The following is a 17829-nucleotide window of genomic DNA, read 5'->3' on the forward strand; positions in this document are numbered from 1 at the left end:
TTAACAAACAGTTAAATACGCGTAAGCGAATGAAAATCTTGCACTTTCAGGAACCGAAAGTAATATTTTATTGCCTTTTTTAAGTTTTCCAGAAGCCACTAATTCTTCTAGCATCAAATAAATGGAACCGGCACCAACATTACCAACCTTGCTTAAATTCATGAACCAGTTTTCCCAAGGAATTTCCACGCCTTGATCTACCATTTCTTGATATAAACGTTCTTTAAAATAATAAGATGAAATATGTGGTAAGTAATAGTCGATCTCACTAGGTTTTAAATCATGTTTTTTTAGTAGTTTTTTAAAACTATCAACACCTTTCACGAGAATGTTTTCACTTAATAGTTTAACGTCTTGCTTAACGGCAAACAATGATTTTGTACTCCATTCAGCTGAAGGGTAATCGGTCCAAGACTTTAGACGGCCATCTTCTTGTTTATCGCCACCGGCATACATACAAGTTTCCATTTCAAAGGCGTATGAATAGCCTTCCATCCATTCAATTTTAAGTGGCTGTTTCCCTTTAGGCTCGTTTTCTAACAAGAAAGCACCAGCCCCATCAGAAAGCATCCAACGTAAAAAATCTTTTTCAAAAGCTAAAATCGGATCACTTTCTAGAGATTTAAGATGATTAATTTCCTCTTCGTAAGTGCTAGACATCAGCCAAGATGAAGATCTTTCTGACCCTGTACAAACAGCATTATTCGTTTGTTCAGATTTCACAGACATAAAGCCATACTTTAAGGCATTCATACCCGAACAGCAAGCACCAGAAGGCGAATTAACCTCTAAATTTCCATTTTTTAAAGCCCCATGCACCATAGAGGCATGCGATGGAATAAGCTGATCTGGACTAGTCGTACCACAAGATAGTAACTCTATATTTTCTAATTTAAAATCGGTGTCACACAAATTGACTACGGCTTCTTTGGTAAGCTCGGCATTATTATGCGTCATCTCACCTTTTTCATTTATAGCGTAATATCTGGTTGTAATTTTATTATTTCTTAATACAATACGTCTTCCTTTTGAAGCTTTACCATTAAGTATACCCAATTTAGACTCCATCTCCTCATTACTAACAGGATGATTTGGTAAAAACTTAGATATTCTAGTAATGTAAACGTCTTTCATACTTTAAAGTCTTCTATTTTAATTCTACCGATTCGTAATAGACTTTCTCTCGCTTGATCCTCCCTAAACTTGGTAGATAAGTAAGCAAAAATAAGATAAAAACGATAGGAGCAATAACCCAGATGGCAATTAACAAATATTTCGTGAATATTTTGACCCAAAACTTACGATTTGGGTTATCTATTTCACCTTTCGATTTTAAAAACTTAGCCCATTTACTAAAAATAGCGTTACCTCGTTGGTCTGTAACGACTAAGAACGGTTTGATTTTTACAGCATCTTTTTTCAAAAGATTTTCTTGTAATGCGCTATAATCATTGGTCTTTACATGATTCAAAATAACCTCTCCAAACTTAGAAGCTTCATCAATATCGGTTTGGGAAACCCCAGGCTTTGGAAAAATTTTCATGAAGCGTTCTTTTTTCCCTGAGAACATCCATTGCACAATGGTTATGACGCTTACATGATTAATATGTCGATCTACCAATGCAATATTTCCTACTAATTTGGCTTGCAAGCTTTTAAGTTGGTGTTTTACTTTTTCTTGAGCCATAATCCACATATTTCGACTACCACTAACCGTAATAACCGGAGTGTTTTTTAGTAGTTTTTCGGCATCGGCACTTTTAAGAAAAGAATTGACAGGAATAGATGGTGTTAGGTACCAAACTTGATAGCCTAAAATAATTAAATCGTAGGTTTTATTTAAAATATCTTGAGATACAGGATGTATTTTTGCGGGTTCTTGAAGGAAAGATTCAGGAAAAACACCCATAAATTTTTCTTTAGTCCACGGAAATGGAAAATCCTGCTCCATTTTAATATTGTGAAAATCGACAGTTATGGCATCATCCTTTTGCAAGGGAGCTACAATATTTTGTAGGATTTCGGTAAGTTGCCCAGATTGGGAATAATGTATAACTAAAATATTTCTCAATTGTAACTATTTTTTGTGAGTGTTCCAAAAGTAAAAATAGTTAAACCACTGTAACGGGTACTGGTTTAAAATCCAACTCAAGCTTTCTATATATTCTTTTAATAAAGCCTGGGCATCACGTTGTTTAAATTCGGCTTTTCTTGTATATAGATGATAATGTGTTCGTGTTTCTTTCATCACATAAACAAACAACACAGGAACGCGCAGGCGCGAAGATATTAAAAAAGGCCCTGCCGGAAAGGCTGCTTCTTCATTTAAAAAGATTTCTGATAAATATTTAGCTCCCTTAACGTAACGATCGCCCGTTATACAGACCAATTCATTTCTTGCTAGGGCAGCATTTATTTCGAAAATATGAGATAAATCTTCTTGAATATAAATGAGGTTTACATTGGGTTTGTTCGTGACAGATTCAAGGTAGGTTTTAATATCGGAATGCTCAGAATCGGTAGTGAGAATATTAATAGCTGCTTTCTCTTCTAGCTCGCCAAAAAAGTATTCGGCTATTTCAAAATTTCCAACATGAGCACTAATTAGAATCCCTCCTTTTTTATTTCTTAAGGTTTCATTAATAAGCTCTACGCCGTCAAAATGATAACTAAATTTATCTCGTAACCCCGAAGGAATGGCAATTTTATCTATAATGGTTTGTCCAAAAACATAATAACTCCTAAAGATGCTTATGATACTTTTTATACTAGAAAACTGTTGTCGCTTCCTGAAGTAATTATAATTCGCTTTGGTGTTTCCCCAAGCAAAAAAGAAAAAATAAGATGACACAAAATACAAGACAAAATAAGCAACGCCTAAGCCTAATTTCTTAATACAAAATACAAAAATTTTATACCCAAGAACGGTGCCTCTCGACTGCCCTCGCCATTCTTTTAACATAGAATAATTAGCTTAGTTTATTTTCAATGAGGTTATAGAAGTCTTGTAAAGTGGACACCCCTTCAAAATCGTCACCTTTCAGTTTTACTCCGAAATTAGTTTCTATAGCTACTACCAGATCAACAAAATCTAAACTATCAAGCTCTAAAGTATCTTTAAGGTTAGCATGGGGACTCAAATCGTTTTCATCCACTTCAAATTCATCAACAAGAAAGTCGTTTATTTTTTCAACAATAACGGCTCTATCCATTCTATAACATATTATTTACTACAATTAACTCCTTATCTACGTCAACTTAAAAATGAGATTGACAAAAGTACATCATTTTTTTATCTTAGGATTTGTGTATTGAATTTAATTGTGGCCTCTAGGGTTTCGCGCTAAATACAGAGGATAGATTGTGTGTTTTTAGGAATGAACAAAGACATAAAACACCTTTACAATAAAAGAAAAAGCTATCTAAAAATCCACAAACACCTTTTTTATGGACTTTCAGACAGCAATTTTATTAACTTGATTAATTGAAAAGCTCTAAATTATCGTACCAAGAATTATTTAAGACATTGCCCTCTTTATCGATAAAGCCCCATTTTTTCTTCAATTTTACACGTGCCAAGCCATCAACAAAGCCTTTCACGCTATTTTTTTGAAACATACTCATTCCAAAAGCTGATATATCATATTGATCTTTGATTACCAGTTTTCCCGACTTATCGATAAAGCCCCATTCTTTTTTAGGTTTAGCAGGCGCTAAGCCGTCGGTACTAAAAATTTCCATATCATCAAATTCAAAAGGCACCACTACCTCTCCGCTTTTATTTATACATCCCCAATTTTTACCATCATAAACCGGCGCCAAATCATTTACAAAGGCCCGAACTTTATCATATTCTGGTTTTATAACCCACTCTCCTTCTCCATTAATAAAACCAACCTTATCGTCTTTTTTAGCAAAGGTTAAATCTTCATTAAGTGAAAAATCCCAAATTTTTTCCACGCCATCAAGCGTTTTAAAATCGCCATTAATAATTAATCCATAAACATCACCTTTATTAGCAACTACATGTCCGTTATAGTAATTGCTTACCCCATCATATTCTGGTTTCACCAAGTAAGCTCCTGTTTTATCAATTAAGCCCCACTTATCATCTATCTGCACTTTAGCATAACCGTTAACATATTCAAATACTTTGTCGAACTTTGTAGGAACAACGGTTTCACCATTTGTATTTATAAACCCGACTTTATCGCCATTTCTAACAATAGCCATACCCTCACTAAAGTCATACAATTTATCGGTTTGTACGTTTGTAAGCGCTTTTTCACCTTTATCATTAATAAAAAACCACGTTTTATCCTTATACACTATGGCATATCCAGAATTAAAAGGTTTGGTTTTTTCAAATTGAGGTTGAATAACCCATTCGCCTTTTCTATTAATAAAACCCCATTCTTTATTATCGTTCATAGCCTCTGCCAAATCGCCCGAAAAACTTTTAGCTTCCTTAAATTTAGCTTCAATAGCCCAATTTCCTGTTTTGGATATGTATCCTGATTTCTTATCTAAACTGGCTAGAGCCAATTCTTGGGCGTTTACAAAAAGTGTGCAGATTAGCAATACGCCTAAAAGTACTTTAGTTTTCATAATAGAATTATTTTAATGTTAATTGATTAATATTCAAGTTTAACACTATAATTATTCGTAGAGGGAGAGTTAGTAAATATAACAACTAATTATTTAACAACCTCAAAACCAAAGCTTTTAACTTCAATATTTAACACAAAATAAAATGACCCAACCAATTTATTTTCAATAATAGCCGATAGCTCGAATTCTATTGCTAAATTTCGCTTAATTTTGAGTTCTCATACAATGCTCACATAATTTTATAATATGAAATTAAATCAAATCGCCGTTGATGTTTTAGTTATAGGCGCAGGACCTTCAGGCTGTGTAGCCTCAGCTTACCTTAACAAGAAAGGCATTAAAGTTAAAGTTGTAGAAAAAAGCAAGTTCCCCCGTTTTGTAATTGGTGAAAGTTTACTTCCTAAATGCATGGAACATTTTGAAGAGGCTGGATTACTGCAAGTGTTAACAGACCACGGATTTGAGATTAAAAGAGGAGCGCGATTTTTAAGCAATGACATTGTATGTAACTTTGATTTCAGTAAAAAACACACACCTGGTTGGGATTGGACATGGCAAGTACCTCGTGCTGATTTTGATCAATTATTAGCAGATGAAATTCAAAAACAAGGTGTTGATTTGAGTTTTGAGCATGAAGTTGTAGATACAAAGTTTAATGATGAAGGCATTTCGATAACCACCATAAAAGACGAAAACGGTCAGCCGTATGAGGTTAAAGCAAAATACATTATTGACTCGAGTGGTTATGGGCGTGTATTACCGCGATTATTAGGCCTTGACAAACCTTCGTCTATTCCAGAACACTCCTCTATATTTACCCATGTTAAGGACATCAATAGACCTGAAGGAAAAGAAGGCACTTTAATTACTTTTGATGTTTTAGACCGCGATACCTGGTTTTGGGTGATACCTTTCTCTAACGGTGATACTAGTATTGGTTTTGTTGGAAAAACGGAACTCATTGAATCGTATGAAGGCGATATGGAAAACATGCTGAAGCTTTCAAAATACTACCATAAGCGTTTTGAGAATGTCGATTTTAAGTTTAAGCCCATCAGTATAAAAAACTATGCTAAATCGGTGACTCAACTGTTTGGAAAAGGCTATGTTTTAACCGGAAATAGTGCCGAATTTTTAGACCCTGTTTTTTCTTCGGGTGTTACTTTCGCTACCGAATCGGCTTTAAAATCGGCAAAATTAATTGTTACCGAACTCACTGAACGTCCTGTAAATTGGCAAACGGAATACAGCGATTATATCATGAAAGGCGTAAATGTTTTTGCCACATACGTTAAAGAATGGTACACCGGAAATCTGCAAACTTTATTTTTTCACCGACCAGAGAACCCTGAAATTAAAAAGCAAATTTGTGCTGTTTTAGCAGGCTATGTTTGGGATGAGACTAATCCGTTTGTAAAAAAACACGATAGATTAGTGAAAAATTTAGCGCATATCATTCACATGAATGAAGAACAAGAAAAGTAAGATTAAAGCTTAGGAAGCCACATATCATACCAACATTTTATTTTGACTTTTAAAACGTTGTAAAATGTTATGAATAAATTCTAGTTTTTCTTTCACCTTATCGGAAATCACAAAAGGATACACATCCTTAATTCCCATAGATCGATTAATACTATTTACCGCATAAAACAGTGGGGTTGTTTTTGCTAAAATGGTTTTAAAAGCTAAATTACCTTCATACGGATTAACCACCGAGAGCTTCATATGTGAAGCATTTCTAAAATTAGGATCTGCTTCTAAACCAAAATAAAAAGCGGTTTCCATAGTATCCATGATATGTAAATAGTGCGACCAAGTTTCGGCCCAATCCTCCCAAGGGTGGGAAGAAGCGTATTCACTTATAAAATTAGATTTCCAATTTTTTGACGCACCATTTTGGTAGTGATTAGACAAGGCCTGACCATAGTCGACCCGTTCATCACCAAACAGCTTTCTAAAATCTACAGTAAAATCTTCGTTATTTTTAAAAATAAGATCCCAATAATAATGCCCCACCTCATGCCTAAAATGCCCAATTAGCGTGCGATATTTTTCATTTAGAGACACTCTCATTTTTTCTCGACTTACAGCATCGGCTTCCGCTAGAAGAATGGTTACCACACCATTGGTATGACCCGTCATGACCTTGTCCCCATTCACATAAGTGTTGTTGGGTAAAAAATCGAAGAACAAACCAGTATCAGGACTTGTAAACTGGCTAACAACAGGAAGACCTAAACGCTCTAAAGCATACACTAGCCTATGTTTAGCGACTTCCATATTTTTAAAACGACTTGAATATTCTGGAACAGAAAGATCTGGAATAGTTCTGTTTAAATGACAAGAATTACAGAAAGTAGAATCACCTTCTGTTGCAACCAACCAATTACATACCTCTAATTCGTGGTTCTCACAATACTTATATGACTCCCCTTTTATTTCCCAAGATACATTTTCAGCTTGCTTAGCAAAAATTTCATTTTCAGCATCCAAATACCCCAAAACAGCATTACAATTTTCGCAAGAAGTATTTTCAAAAAACACAGGGAAATCGCAAGAACTACATTGAAAAACTTTCATAACAGAATGGTTTATAAATGAAAAACTTAAATCAGGGATTTAAAAATTGTATTATCAAATATAAACTAAATATCAATCAGAAAAACAGCACGTTAACTTTAATATCCCGCAAAATGAAAGTTGAGCATTTGTTTGGTTTTTCCGTAAACTTCGGGGAACTTGGCTTTAAACTCGGTAGGCGTTTCAATAAAAGTTTCCATAATGACCGCTAAGAATTCAAACTGATTGGTAAAGGCATATTTTCTAAAATAATGTGAATTAACCAACGCCTCTCTTAGATTAGGCTCATTAAGTAAGAGCTCGGTAAGTTCTTTAAAGGTATCACTAAAAATAGTGGAACTGATGTCACGTTCTTTCATACTATTTATATGAATCGCATGTGTAAACTCATGAATACCTAAATTTAGATTATCATTATCGACATCCAAACCCAATTTAAAATCTTTCCAACACAGCACAAGGGTGTTTAACCGTGGATTAAATTCCCCCTTATGATAGGTGTTATTCAGTTTTGAATAATAGACATCGGGATACACGATAATTTTTGATATGATACCAATGTAAAAATCCCTAAATCCGAAAGTTAGCATCACGGCTGTCGCCGAAATTAAAACCTCAACTTCATCGGTGATTTTAAACTGATCTCTACCAATGAAATCCTTATCTTTTATAAAACAAGCCACCCGATGCTCGAAATAACTTTGATGTTTTTTACTTAATCGATTATAAAAAGGAAAGCTCTTTTTTAGAATGTTTTTCTGATCCCTATTTAATTTTTTCTGAAAGAAATAAAAATGGGTATACCAAGGACGCATATTTCTTAACACATACCCCATTTCTAAGGTTTTAACCAAAAAATGCAAAATCATGTAAAACAATATGGCAAATAAAATACCTAATATAATTTGGCCACCTAGGGCTTCGTTTTGGATGATTATGGGGTAATGCATAAAACTTACTAAAACTCAATATTAAGCTATTTTTATGAAAAGAACTAATGGCAGGTACAATTCCGCCCTTAACTTTGAAAATTCGAATAAAACAAGAAGCTATACATCCCTCAACACTCCGTGTTGAAAATAAAAAAGCTTCACGTACAAATTCAAGTAAACTTGATTTGACAAAGGGATTGCATATCCCTCAACACTCCGTGTTGAAAAACAAAAAGTCTCACTTACAAATTCAAGTAAACTTGATTTGAATACAAGGGATTACATATCCCTCAACACGCCGTGTTGAAAATAAAAAAGTCTCACTTACAAATTCAAGTAAACTTGATTTGAATACAAGGGATTACATATCCCTCAACACTCCGTGTTGAAAATAAAAAAGTCTCACTTACAAATTCAAGTAAACTTGATTTGACTAAAAGGGATTGCATATCCCTCAACACTCCGTGTTGAAAATAAAAAAGCTTCACTTACAAATTCAAATAAACTTGATTTGACAAAGGGATTGCATATCCCTCAACACTCCGTGTTGAAAATAAAAAAGTCTCACTTACAAATTCAAGTAAACTTGATTTGCCGTGAGACTTTTTTATTTATCCGTGACCGCGAAGGGATTGTACCCCTTGTTGTAAGCCCTTTATAGCGCTAGGTTTATTTTTATACTAATAAAAAGGTAACCGAATAGCACACATATACTTTGTAATAGATTAGAAGTATTTTGAACTTCAATACTCAATAAAGATACGAAACAAAAGGCACTAGAATCATACAAACTGTATTAAAGTTGTTATAAATACTCTTTAACTATCTCTTTAGTTATGCCTGTGTAGTCTGCGAATTCTTCTACGGTAATGAATTGATGTTGGTCTTTGCCCAGGTAAATTTTTATGTCGTTTAATAACTTGCGTCCGTAGCGTTCACTTCTGCCTGTGATACGCTGAATGTCCTTTGGATATATGCAAGCTCTAATTATCTTCATTGGTACTTTATCTATGCTTTATCCGTACTGTTAGGTTGAGGAATCCATATTCTTTTTCGGAAGAAGTATTCACTAACGGCATGGGTGACGTCACTTTTTTGATTTGTTCTATAAATCTACTGTGTTTTGTTGAGAATTTAAAATATTAAATATTATGGCAAAACAAACAGGTATTATTAAATTAAAGGGAACTATCGGAGATATTTCCTTTTACAAAAGTGCAGACGGGCATTTAGCTCGTGCTAAAGGAGGTGTTGATGCGAGTAGAATTGCTACTGACCCCGCATTTCAAAGAACTCGTGAAAACGGTTCGGAGTTTGGTCGCGCAGGAAAAGGCGGCAAGGTTATTAGAAATGCCATCCGTATTCTTTTACAGAATGCTAAAGACAAACAAGTGGTAAGCCGTTTGACAAAAAACTTATTAGCCGTTGTTAAAACAGACCCAACTAATCCACGTGGTTCACGTACTATTCAAGATGGTAACATGACTGTTTTGGAGGGGTTCAATTTTAACGCCAACGCCAAACTTGGTGCTACCCTTTTTGCTCCATTTGTTACTGCTTTTGATCGTGTGACGGGTACCGCGACCACCGATTTAGCACCCTTCGCTCCTACTATTCGAATTGCTGCTCCTAATGGAACTACACATTTTAAAGTGGTTTCTGGTGCTGCTGAATTAGATTTCGTTAATGAAACTTCAACTTTCGAAAGTGATGAAACGGCTATTTTACCGTATGATGGTGCTGATACAGCTGCTATTAATTTGAGCGCCGATATTACAGAAAACTCCCTTCTACCTGTTTTACAGGTTGTTGGTGTTGAGTTTTTTCAAGAGGTAAACGGGCAAATGTACCCTCTAAAAAACGGTTCGTATAATGCCCTTATGGTGGCTACTATGGACACTGTATAGATTATGCTAATCTTGCACCGAACCTATTTTGAAGAGGGCACCAATGGTGCGCTCTTCTATAATAACACATTTCTAGGATTTACTATTGAGCTGCCTTGGCATGATAACAAAAGAAATATATCGTGCATAAAGGAAGGAACTTACACGGTTAAAAAAAGGTATTCTTCCAAATTCAAACATCACTTACAACTTATTGATGTCTATAATAGGAAGCTCATATTAATCCATCCTGGTAATGATGCAAAGAAAGACCTTAGGGGTTGTATCGCTCCTGTTACGCAGTTATCTGGTATCGGAAAAGGTGCCTTATCAAGAGCATTACACACCAAATTAATTTCGTTGTGTTATCAACACCTCGACCTCAACAATACATTAACACTCACTATAAAATCATAAAATCATGACTATTATTCAAAGATTAACAGGACCTACACCTAAATTTTTTAGAGTACTACGAAATATTGGCCTCGGCTTAGCTGCTGCAGGAGGAGCTATACTATCTGCCCCTATTTCACTACCTTCTTTAGTTGTAACTATTGCAACCTATCTAACAGTTGCAGGAACGGTTGCCACAGCTGTAAGTCAGACTGCGGTTACTGATACTTCAAACACAAATTTGAAAACTCAGAATTCAGATTCTAAAGTATAGAATTCGTTTAATTATTAATAGTAAAAAGGTGTCCTATTTCGATTTACATGCTAAACACACGATTATTGGTGGAACGGTTTTTTCGGCCTTACCTAATATAGGTTCCGATCAATTTTTAACCACATTTATCATGGCTGTGTTTGGTGCTGTGGTAAGTTTTATAGCATCTTTAATTTTGAAAAAATTATACCGAATTATTCAGATTAGATTGAAAAGTAAAACTAAAAAAGAGACTCCTTAAAAGTCTCTTTTTTTTTGCTATTTATATCATCTTTTTAAAAGCTCCCTTAATATAAGCCAATTTAAGTTGCTGGATTTTTTGAAGCAAAAACAGATACTCCGCTTCTTTTTGATTCAATATCTGCATTGTTTTAAGCTGTTTTTTAAGGATCAGGTTATTCATATTAAAGGCCTTGTTTATGATTTTTGAACAATCGTTTTTGGTTATAAAGGGTATCACACTCCCCTTTAGACAATATGAAAAATATTGCCCCAATTGAAGCATCATAGTTAAATGATACAGGTTGTTTTTAACTTCTTCTGAAGTTGTAATTATCACAAAACAATTTGGGCATGGCTGCTCTAACGGCTTTCCGCTATTTTGACCTTTATTCAAAATAAAAAAGTGTGGGTTTGAGTAGGTTCTTCCGATTTGGTGCGTCTTGATTTCAAAACTTAACATAGGTATACAATTTAAAATTAATTGCTTCGCTACGTTTGCTCAATCTTCTATTTGTTTCTTAACGGATTCGCGAATTCGCTTACGCTCATTTCGCGCCAATATTTTTTTAGAAAGAATAAAAAAGAAAGCCATGTCTGTTGTGGTGAGGATGAGGCTGTCAAGGTTTTTGGATCAAAGTTTTTTGAGTTTGAACATTAATTAAATAAAAGAAATCTATTAAAAAAATTTTTATTCAAAACCCGTAGGGCTTGACCTTTACAGCCTTGCGGGTTGGCTGATGGGATCCACATATATTTGCTTCCTTTTTTATTTTTATATACCTATTTACCTTAAATAATTATAATTTACTTAGACGTTGTATTACAACTAAAACTTCAAACTTTTCTGGGGAATTAACATTTAAAAAAACAGGTTTATTCGACTGGATTTAGAGATGGGTGGTACGAGAGTATAGGTGCCTTAATTATATGGTTAGGCCATAGCCTAGCTTATAATTAAGGTACTTGTACCGGACAACTTAAATGGCTTATTACTTTTTTAAACCTGACTGTTCTTTTTGATGAAGTGGTTGGTTAAAAAAGCAATGTGCCATAGTAAACGAAAGCTTCTTAAACCTGTTTTTTTATATCCTATTACTTGGGTGGTGGGGAAAAGTGGCCTTTAATATTTGTTAACGAAAAGAAACAAGCAAAGACTTGAGGTAAGGAATACCTGGACTTAACGATGGTTTTGTGCAGCTTGAATGAGATAACGAATATGATGTTCAATTATCGCAACTCTTGAAATGACCGACTGCTTAAAGCATGTTCAAAATATGGTTAAAAGTTCGGATGTGAGCGTGGGATAAGCGGCTATTTTACATAATGGCGTTATAACTACAGCTTTGGTAATGTGGTGGGTGTAGCGGCTGCTATTATAACTACCCGTTATGTAAATATAGCTTGGGGTTGTTTTTATGGCGCTGTATTTGTTTTGGTGTTTGGCAATAGCTTATTGCTTTTTTTAGCTCGACCTGGCGGCTCGAGACAGGTCGAGCTAAAAAAAGTAATGTGCTATTTGCGCGGTGGCTACAAATACCGTGATATAAAAACAACATGGCGGTGGCGCGGGGAACAACACAAAAGACAGAGGTGTTTTGCTTTTCGCAAAATGCTGGGTTTTGTGTTGTGGGGAATAAAAAAAGAGCCTTCCGAAAAAGACTCTTAAAATATAAATTAATGATCGTGATTTGAATGCCCTTCTTCCTTTTTATCTCCAGATTGATTCATCATCATTTCATGATCGTATTGACAACAACCTGGCAATTCCTTATAGGCTTCTTCACTACCTGCAACTTTTTCGGTGTCGTAACCTGAAGCTGCTATGGCCTTATGAATTGCCATGGCATCCGTTTTGCTTTCATCAAAAGAAACGTCAATTTTTTTCTTATCAACATCCCAGTTAGCACTTGCAACACCTTCTACACTATTGACCGCCTTTTCAATGGTATTTTTACACATACCACAATTACCTCTAACACCAAAGGATATGTCTGTATATGCCATTTCCTTTGACATTTCAGTAGTTGGAGTATCCATTTCTTTTTTGGTTTCGTTTTTACAACTTGTTAAACCTAATACTGCTATTACCGCTACGCTTAAAATTACTTTCATTGTTTTAAAATTTAATTATTACTACTTAATTTATTATTCTATGACTTGTTTTACTTCACCGCAAGTTATCATGGCACTACCAAAATATGGGTTAACTACTTTTTTTTCTCTACTCAACCAATATGCACCATTATTGTTATCTGCCATCGGACAAAATTCCACATAAACTTTCTCATTAACCCCAAACAGCTGTACTGCAGTTATTAGTTGTGTTGTGAGGTGTTTGAAATGGTTTCTTTGCTCATTTATATCTGAGGTTTTAGAAATGGACGTTGCAGAGGGTTTTATTTCTTTCATTAGTGACATCCAATGATTATGCGCCTCACCTTTAAGCAATTTCATATCTACCCGACTTAAACTAGATAATAATGAGGATGCTGTTTTGGAACTTCCTTCTGAGTCATCTTTTACTAACGCATCTTTTAATTTGATATAGTCGTTAAACACAGCTTTTAATTGTTCTTGAAATTTCTCTGAAACAGTTACACGTTTATTTATACCAGAACGCTCATTTTCGGTACTGGAATTATTTTTTTCCATTCCTGAATGTCCTTCATGACCTGTCATTGTTTTACCACCATGCTTATTCATCATAGATTTTTTACCTTGTAATTGTGCTGCTGCATCAACTGTAAATGTGCCATTGGTTACTATTTCATCACCACTACTCAACCCTTCTAGCACCTCATAATTAGCACCTATTTTACTACCTAAAGTCACTTCTTTCAATTCAAAAACAGGTTCATTAGGTGATGTTTTGATGTATACAACAGAGCGTTCGCCTGTCCAAAGCACTGCTGAAGCTGGAATGGTTATGGTTTCATTGGAATTGGCTTTACCACTTTTAATTTCTGCGGTTACAAACATACCTGGCTTAAAAAGGGCTTCCTTATTATTTAAAACTACTCGTAAATCTATAGTACGTGTATTAGTATTTAAAACAGGATCAATAAAGTCAACTTTTCCTTTAAAATCTTTATTAGGGTAAGCGTTTGAAATCACATTAATTTCTTGACCTTTTTTAAATTGTTGAATTTGATTTTCATACACATCAAAGTTTGCCCAAACCGTATTTAGGTTTGTTATATTAAACAAAGCTTGTCCTTGTTTAATATAATCGCCCTGTTCTACCAATTTTTTGGTAACTGTACCTGAAACCGTGGCGTGTACAGGGAAATTTTCAATGACTTTACCTGACGTTTCTATTTGGTTGATTTGGTTTTCAGAAAGTTTCCAAAGTTTTAATTTATTACGTACCGCTTTGTACAAGGTAGGTTGTGATTCTTTTAAGGAAGCTGCAGTAATCAATTCTTGTTGTGCTGCATACAGTTCTGGCGAATAAATAGAAGCCAACAATTGTCCTTTACGCACTTTTTCACCTGTAAAACTAATATTTAAGCGTTCTATTCTACCAGAAAAGTAACTGACCTGAACAACATTGGTTTCTTCGTTTTCGACTATTTTTCCTGATAGTTTAACGATTCCATCAGCTGTTAAATCTTTACCTACAACTGTAGTTTGAATATTAGCCAATGCCATCGCATTTTCAGTAAGTTTAAATTGATCTGCAAGTAAACCATCTGCTCCAGCTTCGGCAGGAATTAAATCCATACCACAAATAGGGCAATCGCCCGGTTCAGGTTGCATAATTTGTGGATGCATTGAGCAGGTCCACATTTGATTGGTTTCTGCAACCTCATCGTGATTATGAACTTTTTCTTGTTTAGACGAACCACTAAAAAGTAACCATCCCAACAAAAGGCCAGTGGCAACTAAGCCTATGTATATCACTATTTTATTATTTTTCATTTTCTAATCGTTTTATCATTCCTTTCATTTCTTCTATTTCTTTACGCTGTGCTTTAATGATATCTTCAGCCAATTTTTTAACTTCTGGGTCTTTTATATCTGCCCTTTCACTTGTTAAAATGGCTATAGAATGATGTGGAATCATGGCTTTCATCCAGAGTACATCACCAATTATTGGTGCTTGCGTTCTTACTAAACCTAATGCGCTTACAAACAGAATAAAACTTCCTGCAAGTATTGCTATATTCTTTTTTTTATCATTATACATTTTTCGCATAAAAAACCACATAATGACTGCCATTGTAGAAATCCCTAAACAGGTCATATAGAAACGTGTTAAGCTAAACCAAACATGATCTATTGCATACGTATTTAAATACATCGTTATATACATTGCTACAAAAGAGCAAGCCAACATTAAAAAGAAAGTTTTATAATTTCCCTTTTTATGATTATCCTTTGAATTTTTCATAATTATTTGATTTTATAGTTAAATTTTAATTGTTCTTAATCTTAAGGCATTGGCTATTACTGAAACCGAGCTGAAACTCATGGCTAATGCTGCAATCATTGGAGACAATAAAATGCCAAAAAATGGAAATAACACTCCCGCTGCAATAGGCACTCCTAAAGTGTTATAAATGAGGGCGAAAAATAAATTCTGTTTAATATTTCTCATAACAGCATGACTCAAGTTTTTTGCTTTCACAATACCATGTAAATCACCTTTAACTAATGTTATCATGGCACTTTCAATAGCTACAGATGTACCCGTTCCCATGGCAATACCAATGTCACTTTTAGCCAATGCTGGTGCATCATTAATACCATCACCTGCCATGGCAACTACTTTTCCTTTTTCTTGAAGTTTTTCTACTTCTTTAAGTTTATTTTCTGGAAGCATACTGGCTTTAAAATCTGCCAAATTAAGTTCTGCTGCTACAGCTTGTGCTGTATCGTAATTATCGCCTGTTAACATGATGACTTCAATACCATTACTTTGAAGTTCTTTAATGGCTTTTGCACTAGTTTCTTTAATTTTATCACCTATAACAACATACCCAATAACAGTTTCTCCCAATGATAAATATGACACTGTTTTACCTTGCTTTTGATAAGATTGAGCTTTGGCTTCCATTTTAGATGTGATGTCTGCCTTCGCATATTCCATCATTTTAGGGTTTCCTAATGCTACTTTTTTATCATTAATTATAGCTTCAACACCTTTTCCTGTGATGGCACTAAAATTATCTGATTTTAGTATTTCTACCTGATGCTCCTTTCCGTATTTTACAGTGGCTTCAGCTAAAGGATGTTCGCTATTCGTATTCAATGAAACCATGTATTGAAGTACTTCTTTCTCATTGACACCCTCTCCAAAAGCACCTATAGTTTCTACTGTTGGTTTACCTTCTGTGATCGTACCTGTTTTATCAACAATTAAAGTATCTACCTTATCCATTTTTTCAAGTGCTTCGGCATTTTTAATTAACACACCATTTTGAGCCCCTTTGCCTACACCAACCATTACAGACATTGGTGTTGCTAACCCTAAAGCACAAGGGCATGCAATAATTAGAACTGCTATGGCATTGACAAATGCGTATACATACACCGGCTCTGGCCCCCAAATGGCCCAAACAATACATGTAATTATAGAAATGAGTACGACCACTGGTACAAAAAATCCAGATACTTTATCTGCTAAATTTTGAATTGGAGCGCGACTTCTACTCGCATCGTTAACCATATGAATGATTTGTGAAAGTAACGTATCGCTTCCTACCTTTTCAGCTTTCATCAAAAAGGATTGATTGCCATTAATGGTTCCGCTACTAACTTTATCATCTTGTGATTTGTTCACAGGAATAGGTTCCCCTGTTATCATAGATTCATCGATGGTTGTTTCGCCTTCGGTAATCACACCATCAACAGGTATTTTATCACCAGGTTTTACTTTGAGAATATCATTTAATTCTATTTCATCGATACTGACTTCAATTTCTTCATCATCAACTATTTTTATAGCTTTATTAGGCGCTAACTTTAATAGTTCCTTAACTGCAGAATTGGTTTTACTATGAGCACGCGCTTCTAAAAGCTGGCCTAAAAGCACCAAGGTTAGAATTACTGTTGCTGCTTCAAAATAAACATGCACTGCACCCGATTCTGTTTTAAATTGCGCTGGAAATACATTTGGAAAAAACATACCAAAAACACTAAACAACCAAGCTACACCTGCTCCTATTCCAATAAGTGTAAACATATTTAGATTCCATGTTTTTATACTTTTGTAGGCACGCTCAAAAAACATCCATGTTGCATAAAACACGACTGGAATGGACAGAGCGAATTGCATCCAATTCCAATATTTTTGCTCCATAATGTCAAATAATGGATTATTGGTAAGCATCTCACTCATTGCAATAAGAAAAATTGGCAATGTAAAAGCAACGGCTATTTTAAACTTCTTCAATAACTTTTTATAGGCTTTCTCTTCTGCCGAACTATCGGCTTCCAAGGACACTAAATCCATTCCACATTTAGGACAAGCACCTGCTTCATCTTTTATAATTTCTGGATGCATAGGGCATGTCCATTGTTCTGAATTTAAAGTTGAAAGGTTTTGTTCTTCGACCAAATCCATGCCACAAACAGGACAGTCTCCTGGTTGGTCATAAGTTTTATCACCTTCGCAATGCATTGGACAATAAAATGTGCCTGTACCCTTACCTTTTGGCTTTGGCACTTTTTCCTCTTTGGTATGTTGGTATTCTCCTTGGTTATGAATACTGTAATTGCCGCCATCTTCCTCTAACGCTTTTTGAAACGTTTCTAAAGGAATATGAGAATCCATTTCGATGGTTGCTTCAGCCTTTTCTAAATTAACAGAAGCCTTTGACACACCTGAAACTTCTGATAGTGTTTTTTCTACGTGACCGCGACAACCGTTGCAGGTCATGCCGTGTATGTGATATGTATGTTTCATAATATTTTTTACAAA

General features: G+C 34.9%; 17 protein-coding genes. 5 read left to right on the forward strand and 12 right to left on the reverse strand.

Going from position 1 to position 17829, the window contains the following annotated elements; translation table 11 throughout:
• The 5 genes from JJL45_RS14965 to JJL45_RS14985 form a co-directional block, all read right to left on the reverse strand.
• Window positions 1-1134, reverse strand: coding sequence for a beta-ketoacyl-ACP synthase III (locus tag JJL45_RS14965; protein WP_068603844.1), 1134 nt, complete (start codon window positions 1132-1134; stop codon window positions 1-3).
• 13 nt (window positions 1135-1147) lie between these two features.
• Window positions 1148-2071 (reverse strand): hypothetical protein, encoded by a 924-nt coding sequence (locus JJL45_RS14970; RefSeq protein WP_068603845.1) that lies wholly within the window; start codon window positions 2069-2071, stop codon window positions 1148-1150.
• Window positions 2072-2077: 6 nt separating this feature from the next.
• Window positions 2078-2962 carry a lipid A biosynthesis acyltransferase gene (locus JJL45_RS14975; protein ID WP_068603847.1) on the reverse strand — a complete coding sequence of 295 codons (885 nt, stop codon included), beginning with the start codon at window positions 2960-2962 and terminating at the stop codon, window positions 2078-2080.
• A gap of 7 nt (window positions 2963-2969) precedes the next feature.
• The gene (locus JJL45_RS14980; RefSeq protein ID WP_068603849.1) at window positions 2970-3212 is read right to left on the reverse strand and encodes an acyl carrier protein; all 243 of its coding nucleotides are present in this window, start codon (window positions 3210-3212) and stop codon (window positions 2970-2972) included.
• Between the two features lie 268 nt (window positions 3213-3480).
• Window positions 3481-4608 carry a WG repeat-containing protein gene (locus JJL45_RS14985; protein WP_068603851.1) on the reverse strand — a complete coding sequence of 376 codons (1128 nt, stop codon included), beginning with the start codon at window positions 4606-4608 and terminating at the stop codon, window positions 3481-3483.
• Window positions 4609-4857: 249 nt separating this feature from the next.
• Between JJL45_RS14985 and JJL45_RS14990 the strand changes: the two genes are divergently transcribed.
• Window positions 4858-6096, forward strand: a complete 1239-nt coding sequence (locus JJL45_RS14990; RefSeq protein ID WP_068603853.1) for an NAD(P)/FAD-dependent oxidoreductase — start codon at window positions 4858-4860, stop codon at window positions 6094-6096.
• Between the two features lie 24 nt (window positions 6097-6120).
• Here JJL45_RS14990 and JJL45_RS14995 read toward each other — a convergent pair whose 3' ends face one another.
• Window positions 6121-7194: a putative zinc-binding metallopeptidase gene (locus JJL45_RS14995; protein WP_068603854.1), complete on the reverse strand. Its 1074-nt coding sequence runs from the start codon at window positions 7192-7194 to the stop codon at window positions 6121-6123.
• A gap of 98 nt (window positions 7195-7292) precedes the next feature.
• Window positions 7293-8144 carry a zinc-dependent peptidase gene (locus JJL45_RS15000; RefSeq protein ID WP_068603856.1) on the reverse strand — a complete coding sequence of 284 codons (852 nt, stop codon included), beginning with the start codon at window positions 8142-8144 and terminating at the stop codon, window positions 7293-7295.
• Between the two features lie 1133 nt (window positions 8145-9277).
• Between JJL45_RS15000 and JJL45_RS15005 the strand changes: the two genes are divergently transcribed.
• Genes JJL45_RS15005 through JJL45_RS15020 form a run of 4 tightly spaced genes read left to right on the forward strand, consistent with a single transcriptional unit; the run spans window position 9278 to window position 10923 of the window.
• Window positions 9278-10033, forward strand: a complete 756-nt coding sequence (locus JJL45_RS15005; RefSeq protein ID WP_068603860.1) for a hypothetical protein — start codon at window positions 9278-9280, stop codon at window positions 10031-10033.
• A complete protein-coding gene (locus tag JJL45_RS15010) occupies window positions 10034-10429 on the forward strand; it encodes a DUF5675 family protein (protein ID WP_068603861.1) in 396 nt (131 codons plus the stop codon). It begins immediately after the preceding gene.
• Window positions 10430-10433: 4 nt separating this feature from the next.
• Window positions 10434-10682 (forward strand): hypothetical protein, encoded by a 249-nt coding sequence (locus JJL45_RS15015; RefSeq protein WP_068603863.1) that lies wholly within the window; start codon window positions 10434-10436, stop codon window positions 10680-10682.
• A gap of 28 nt (window positions 10683-10710) precedes the next feature.
• Window positions 10711-10923 carry a hypothetical protein gene (locus JJL45_RS15020; protein WP_068603865.1) on the forward strand — a complete coding sequence of 71 codons (213 nt, stop codon included), beginning with the start codon at window positions 10711-10713 and terminating at the stop codon, window positions 10921-10923.
• 21 nt (window positions 10924-10944) lie between these two features.
• Here JJL45_RS15020 and JJL45_RS16325 read toward each other — a convergent pair whose 3' ends face one another.
• The 5 genes from JJL45_RS16325 to JJL45_RS15040 all read right to left on the reverse strand — a co-directional run bounded on the left by JJL45_RS16325 (window position 10945) and on the right by JJL45_RS15040 (window position 17814).
• Window positions 10945-11364 (reverse strand): DUF6943 family protein, encoded by a 420-nt coding sequence (locus JJL45_RS16325; protein WP_068603867.1) that lies wholly within the window; start codon window positions 11362-11364, stop codon window positions 10945-10947.
• A 1214-nt stretch (window positions 11365-12578) separates the two neighbouring features.
• Window positions 12579-13016 (reverse strand): heavy-metal-associated domain-containing protein, encoded by a 438-nt coding sequence (locus tag JJL45_RS15025; protein WP_068603872.1) that lies wholly within the window; start codon window positions 13014-13016, stop codon window positions 12579-12581.
• Between the two features lie 33 nt (window positions 13017-13049).
• Window positions 13050-14825, reverse strand: a complete 1776-nt coding sequence (locus JJL45_RS15030; RefSeq protein WP_068603874.1) for an efflux RND transporter periplasmic adaptor subunit — start codon at window positions 14823-14825, stop codon at window positions 13050-13052.
• Window positions 14815-15297 carry a DUF305 domain-containing protein gene (locus tag JJL45_RS15035; protein WP_068603875.1) on the reverse strand — a complete coding sequence of 161 codons (483 nt, stop codon included), beginning with the start codon at window positions 15295-15297 and terminating at the stop codon, window positions 14815-14817. The genes JJL45_RS15030 and JJL45_RS15035 overlap by 11 nt, the downstream gene beginning before the upstream one ends.
• Before the next feature lie 18 nt (window positions 15298-15315).
• Window positions 15316-17814 carry a heavy metal translocating P-type ATPase gene (locus JJL45_RS15040; protein ID WP_068603877.1) on the reverse strand — a complete coding sequence of 833 codons (2499 nt, stop codon included), beginning with the start codon at window positions 17812-17814 and terminating at the stop codon, window positions 15316-15318.
• Window positions 17815-17829: the final 15 nt, after the last annotated feature.

This window comes from Tamlana sp. s12, from assembly GCF_016767215.1.
GTDB lineage: Bacteria > Bacteroidota > Bacteroidia > Flavobacteriales > Flavobacteriaceae > Pseudotamlana > Pseudotamlana agarivorans.

Coding starts and splice junctions, on each gene's coding strand:
- JJL45_RS14965 (WP_068603844.1), bottom strand. CDS start 1,134: ATGAAAGACGTTTACATTACTAGAATATCTAAGTTTTTACCAAATCAT.
- JJL45_RS14975 (WP_068603847.1), bottom strand. CDS start 2,962: ATGTTAAAAGAATGGCGAGGGCAGTCGAGAGGCACCGTTCTTGGGTAT.
- JJL45_RS14980 (WP_068603849.1), bottom strand. CDS start 3,212: ATGGATAGAGCCGTTATTGTTGAAAAAATAAACGACTTTCTTGTTGAT.
- JJL45_RS14985 (WP_068603851.1), bottom strand. CDS start 4,608: ATGAAAACTAAAGTACTTTTAGGCGTATTGCTAATCTGCACACTTTTT.
- JJL45_RS14990 (WP_068603853.1), top strand. CDS start 4,858: ATGAAATTAAATCAAATCGCCGTTGATGTTTTAGTTATAGGCGCAGGA.
- JJL45_RS14995 (WP_068603854.1), bottom strand. CDS start 7,194: ATGAAAGTTTTTCAATGTAGTTCTTGCGATTTCCCTGTGTTTTTTGAA.
- JJL45_RS15000 (WP_068603856.1), bottom strand. CDS start 8,144: ATGCATTACCCCATAATCATCCAAAACGAAGCCCTAGGTGGCCAAATT.
- JJL45_RS15005 (WP_068603860.1), top strand. CDS start 9,278: ATGGCAAAACAAACAGGTATTATTAAATTAAAGGGAACTATCGGAGAT.
- JJL45_RS15015 (WP_068603863.1), top strand. CDS start 10,434: ATGACTATTATTCAAAGATTAACAGGACCTACACCTAAATTTTTTAGA.
- JJL45_RS16325 (WP_068603867.1), bottom strand. CDS start 11,364: ATGTTAAGTTTTGAAATCAAGACGCACCAAATCGGAAGAACCTACTCA.
- JJL45_RS15025 (WP_068603872.1), bottom strand. CDS start 13,016: ATGAAAGTAATTTTAAGCGTAGCGGTAATAGCAGTATTAGGTTTAACA.
- JJL45_RS15030 (WP_068603874.1), bottom strand. CDS start 14,825: ATGAAAAATAATAAAATAGTGATATACATAGGCTTAGTTGCCACTGGC.
- JJL45_RS15035 (WP_068603875.1), bottom strand. CDS start 15,297: ATGAAAAATTCAAAGGATAATCATAAAAAGGGAAATTATAAAACTTTC.
- JJL45_RS15040 (WP_068603877.1), bottom strand. CDS start 17,814: ATGAAACATACATATCACATACACGGCATGACCTGCAACGGTTGTCGC.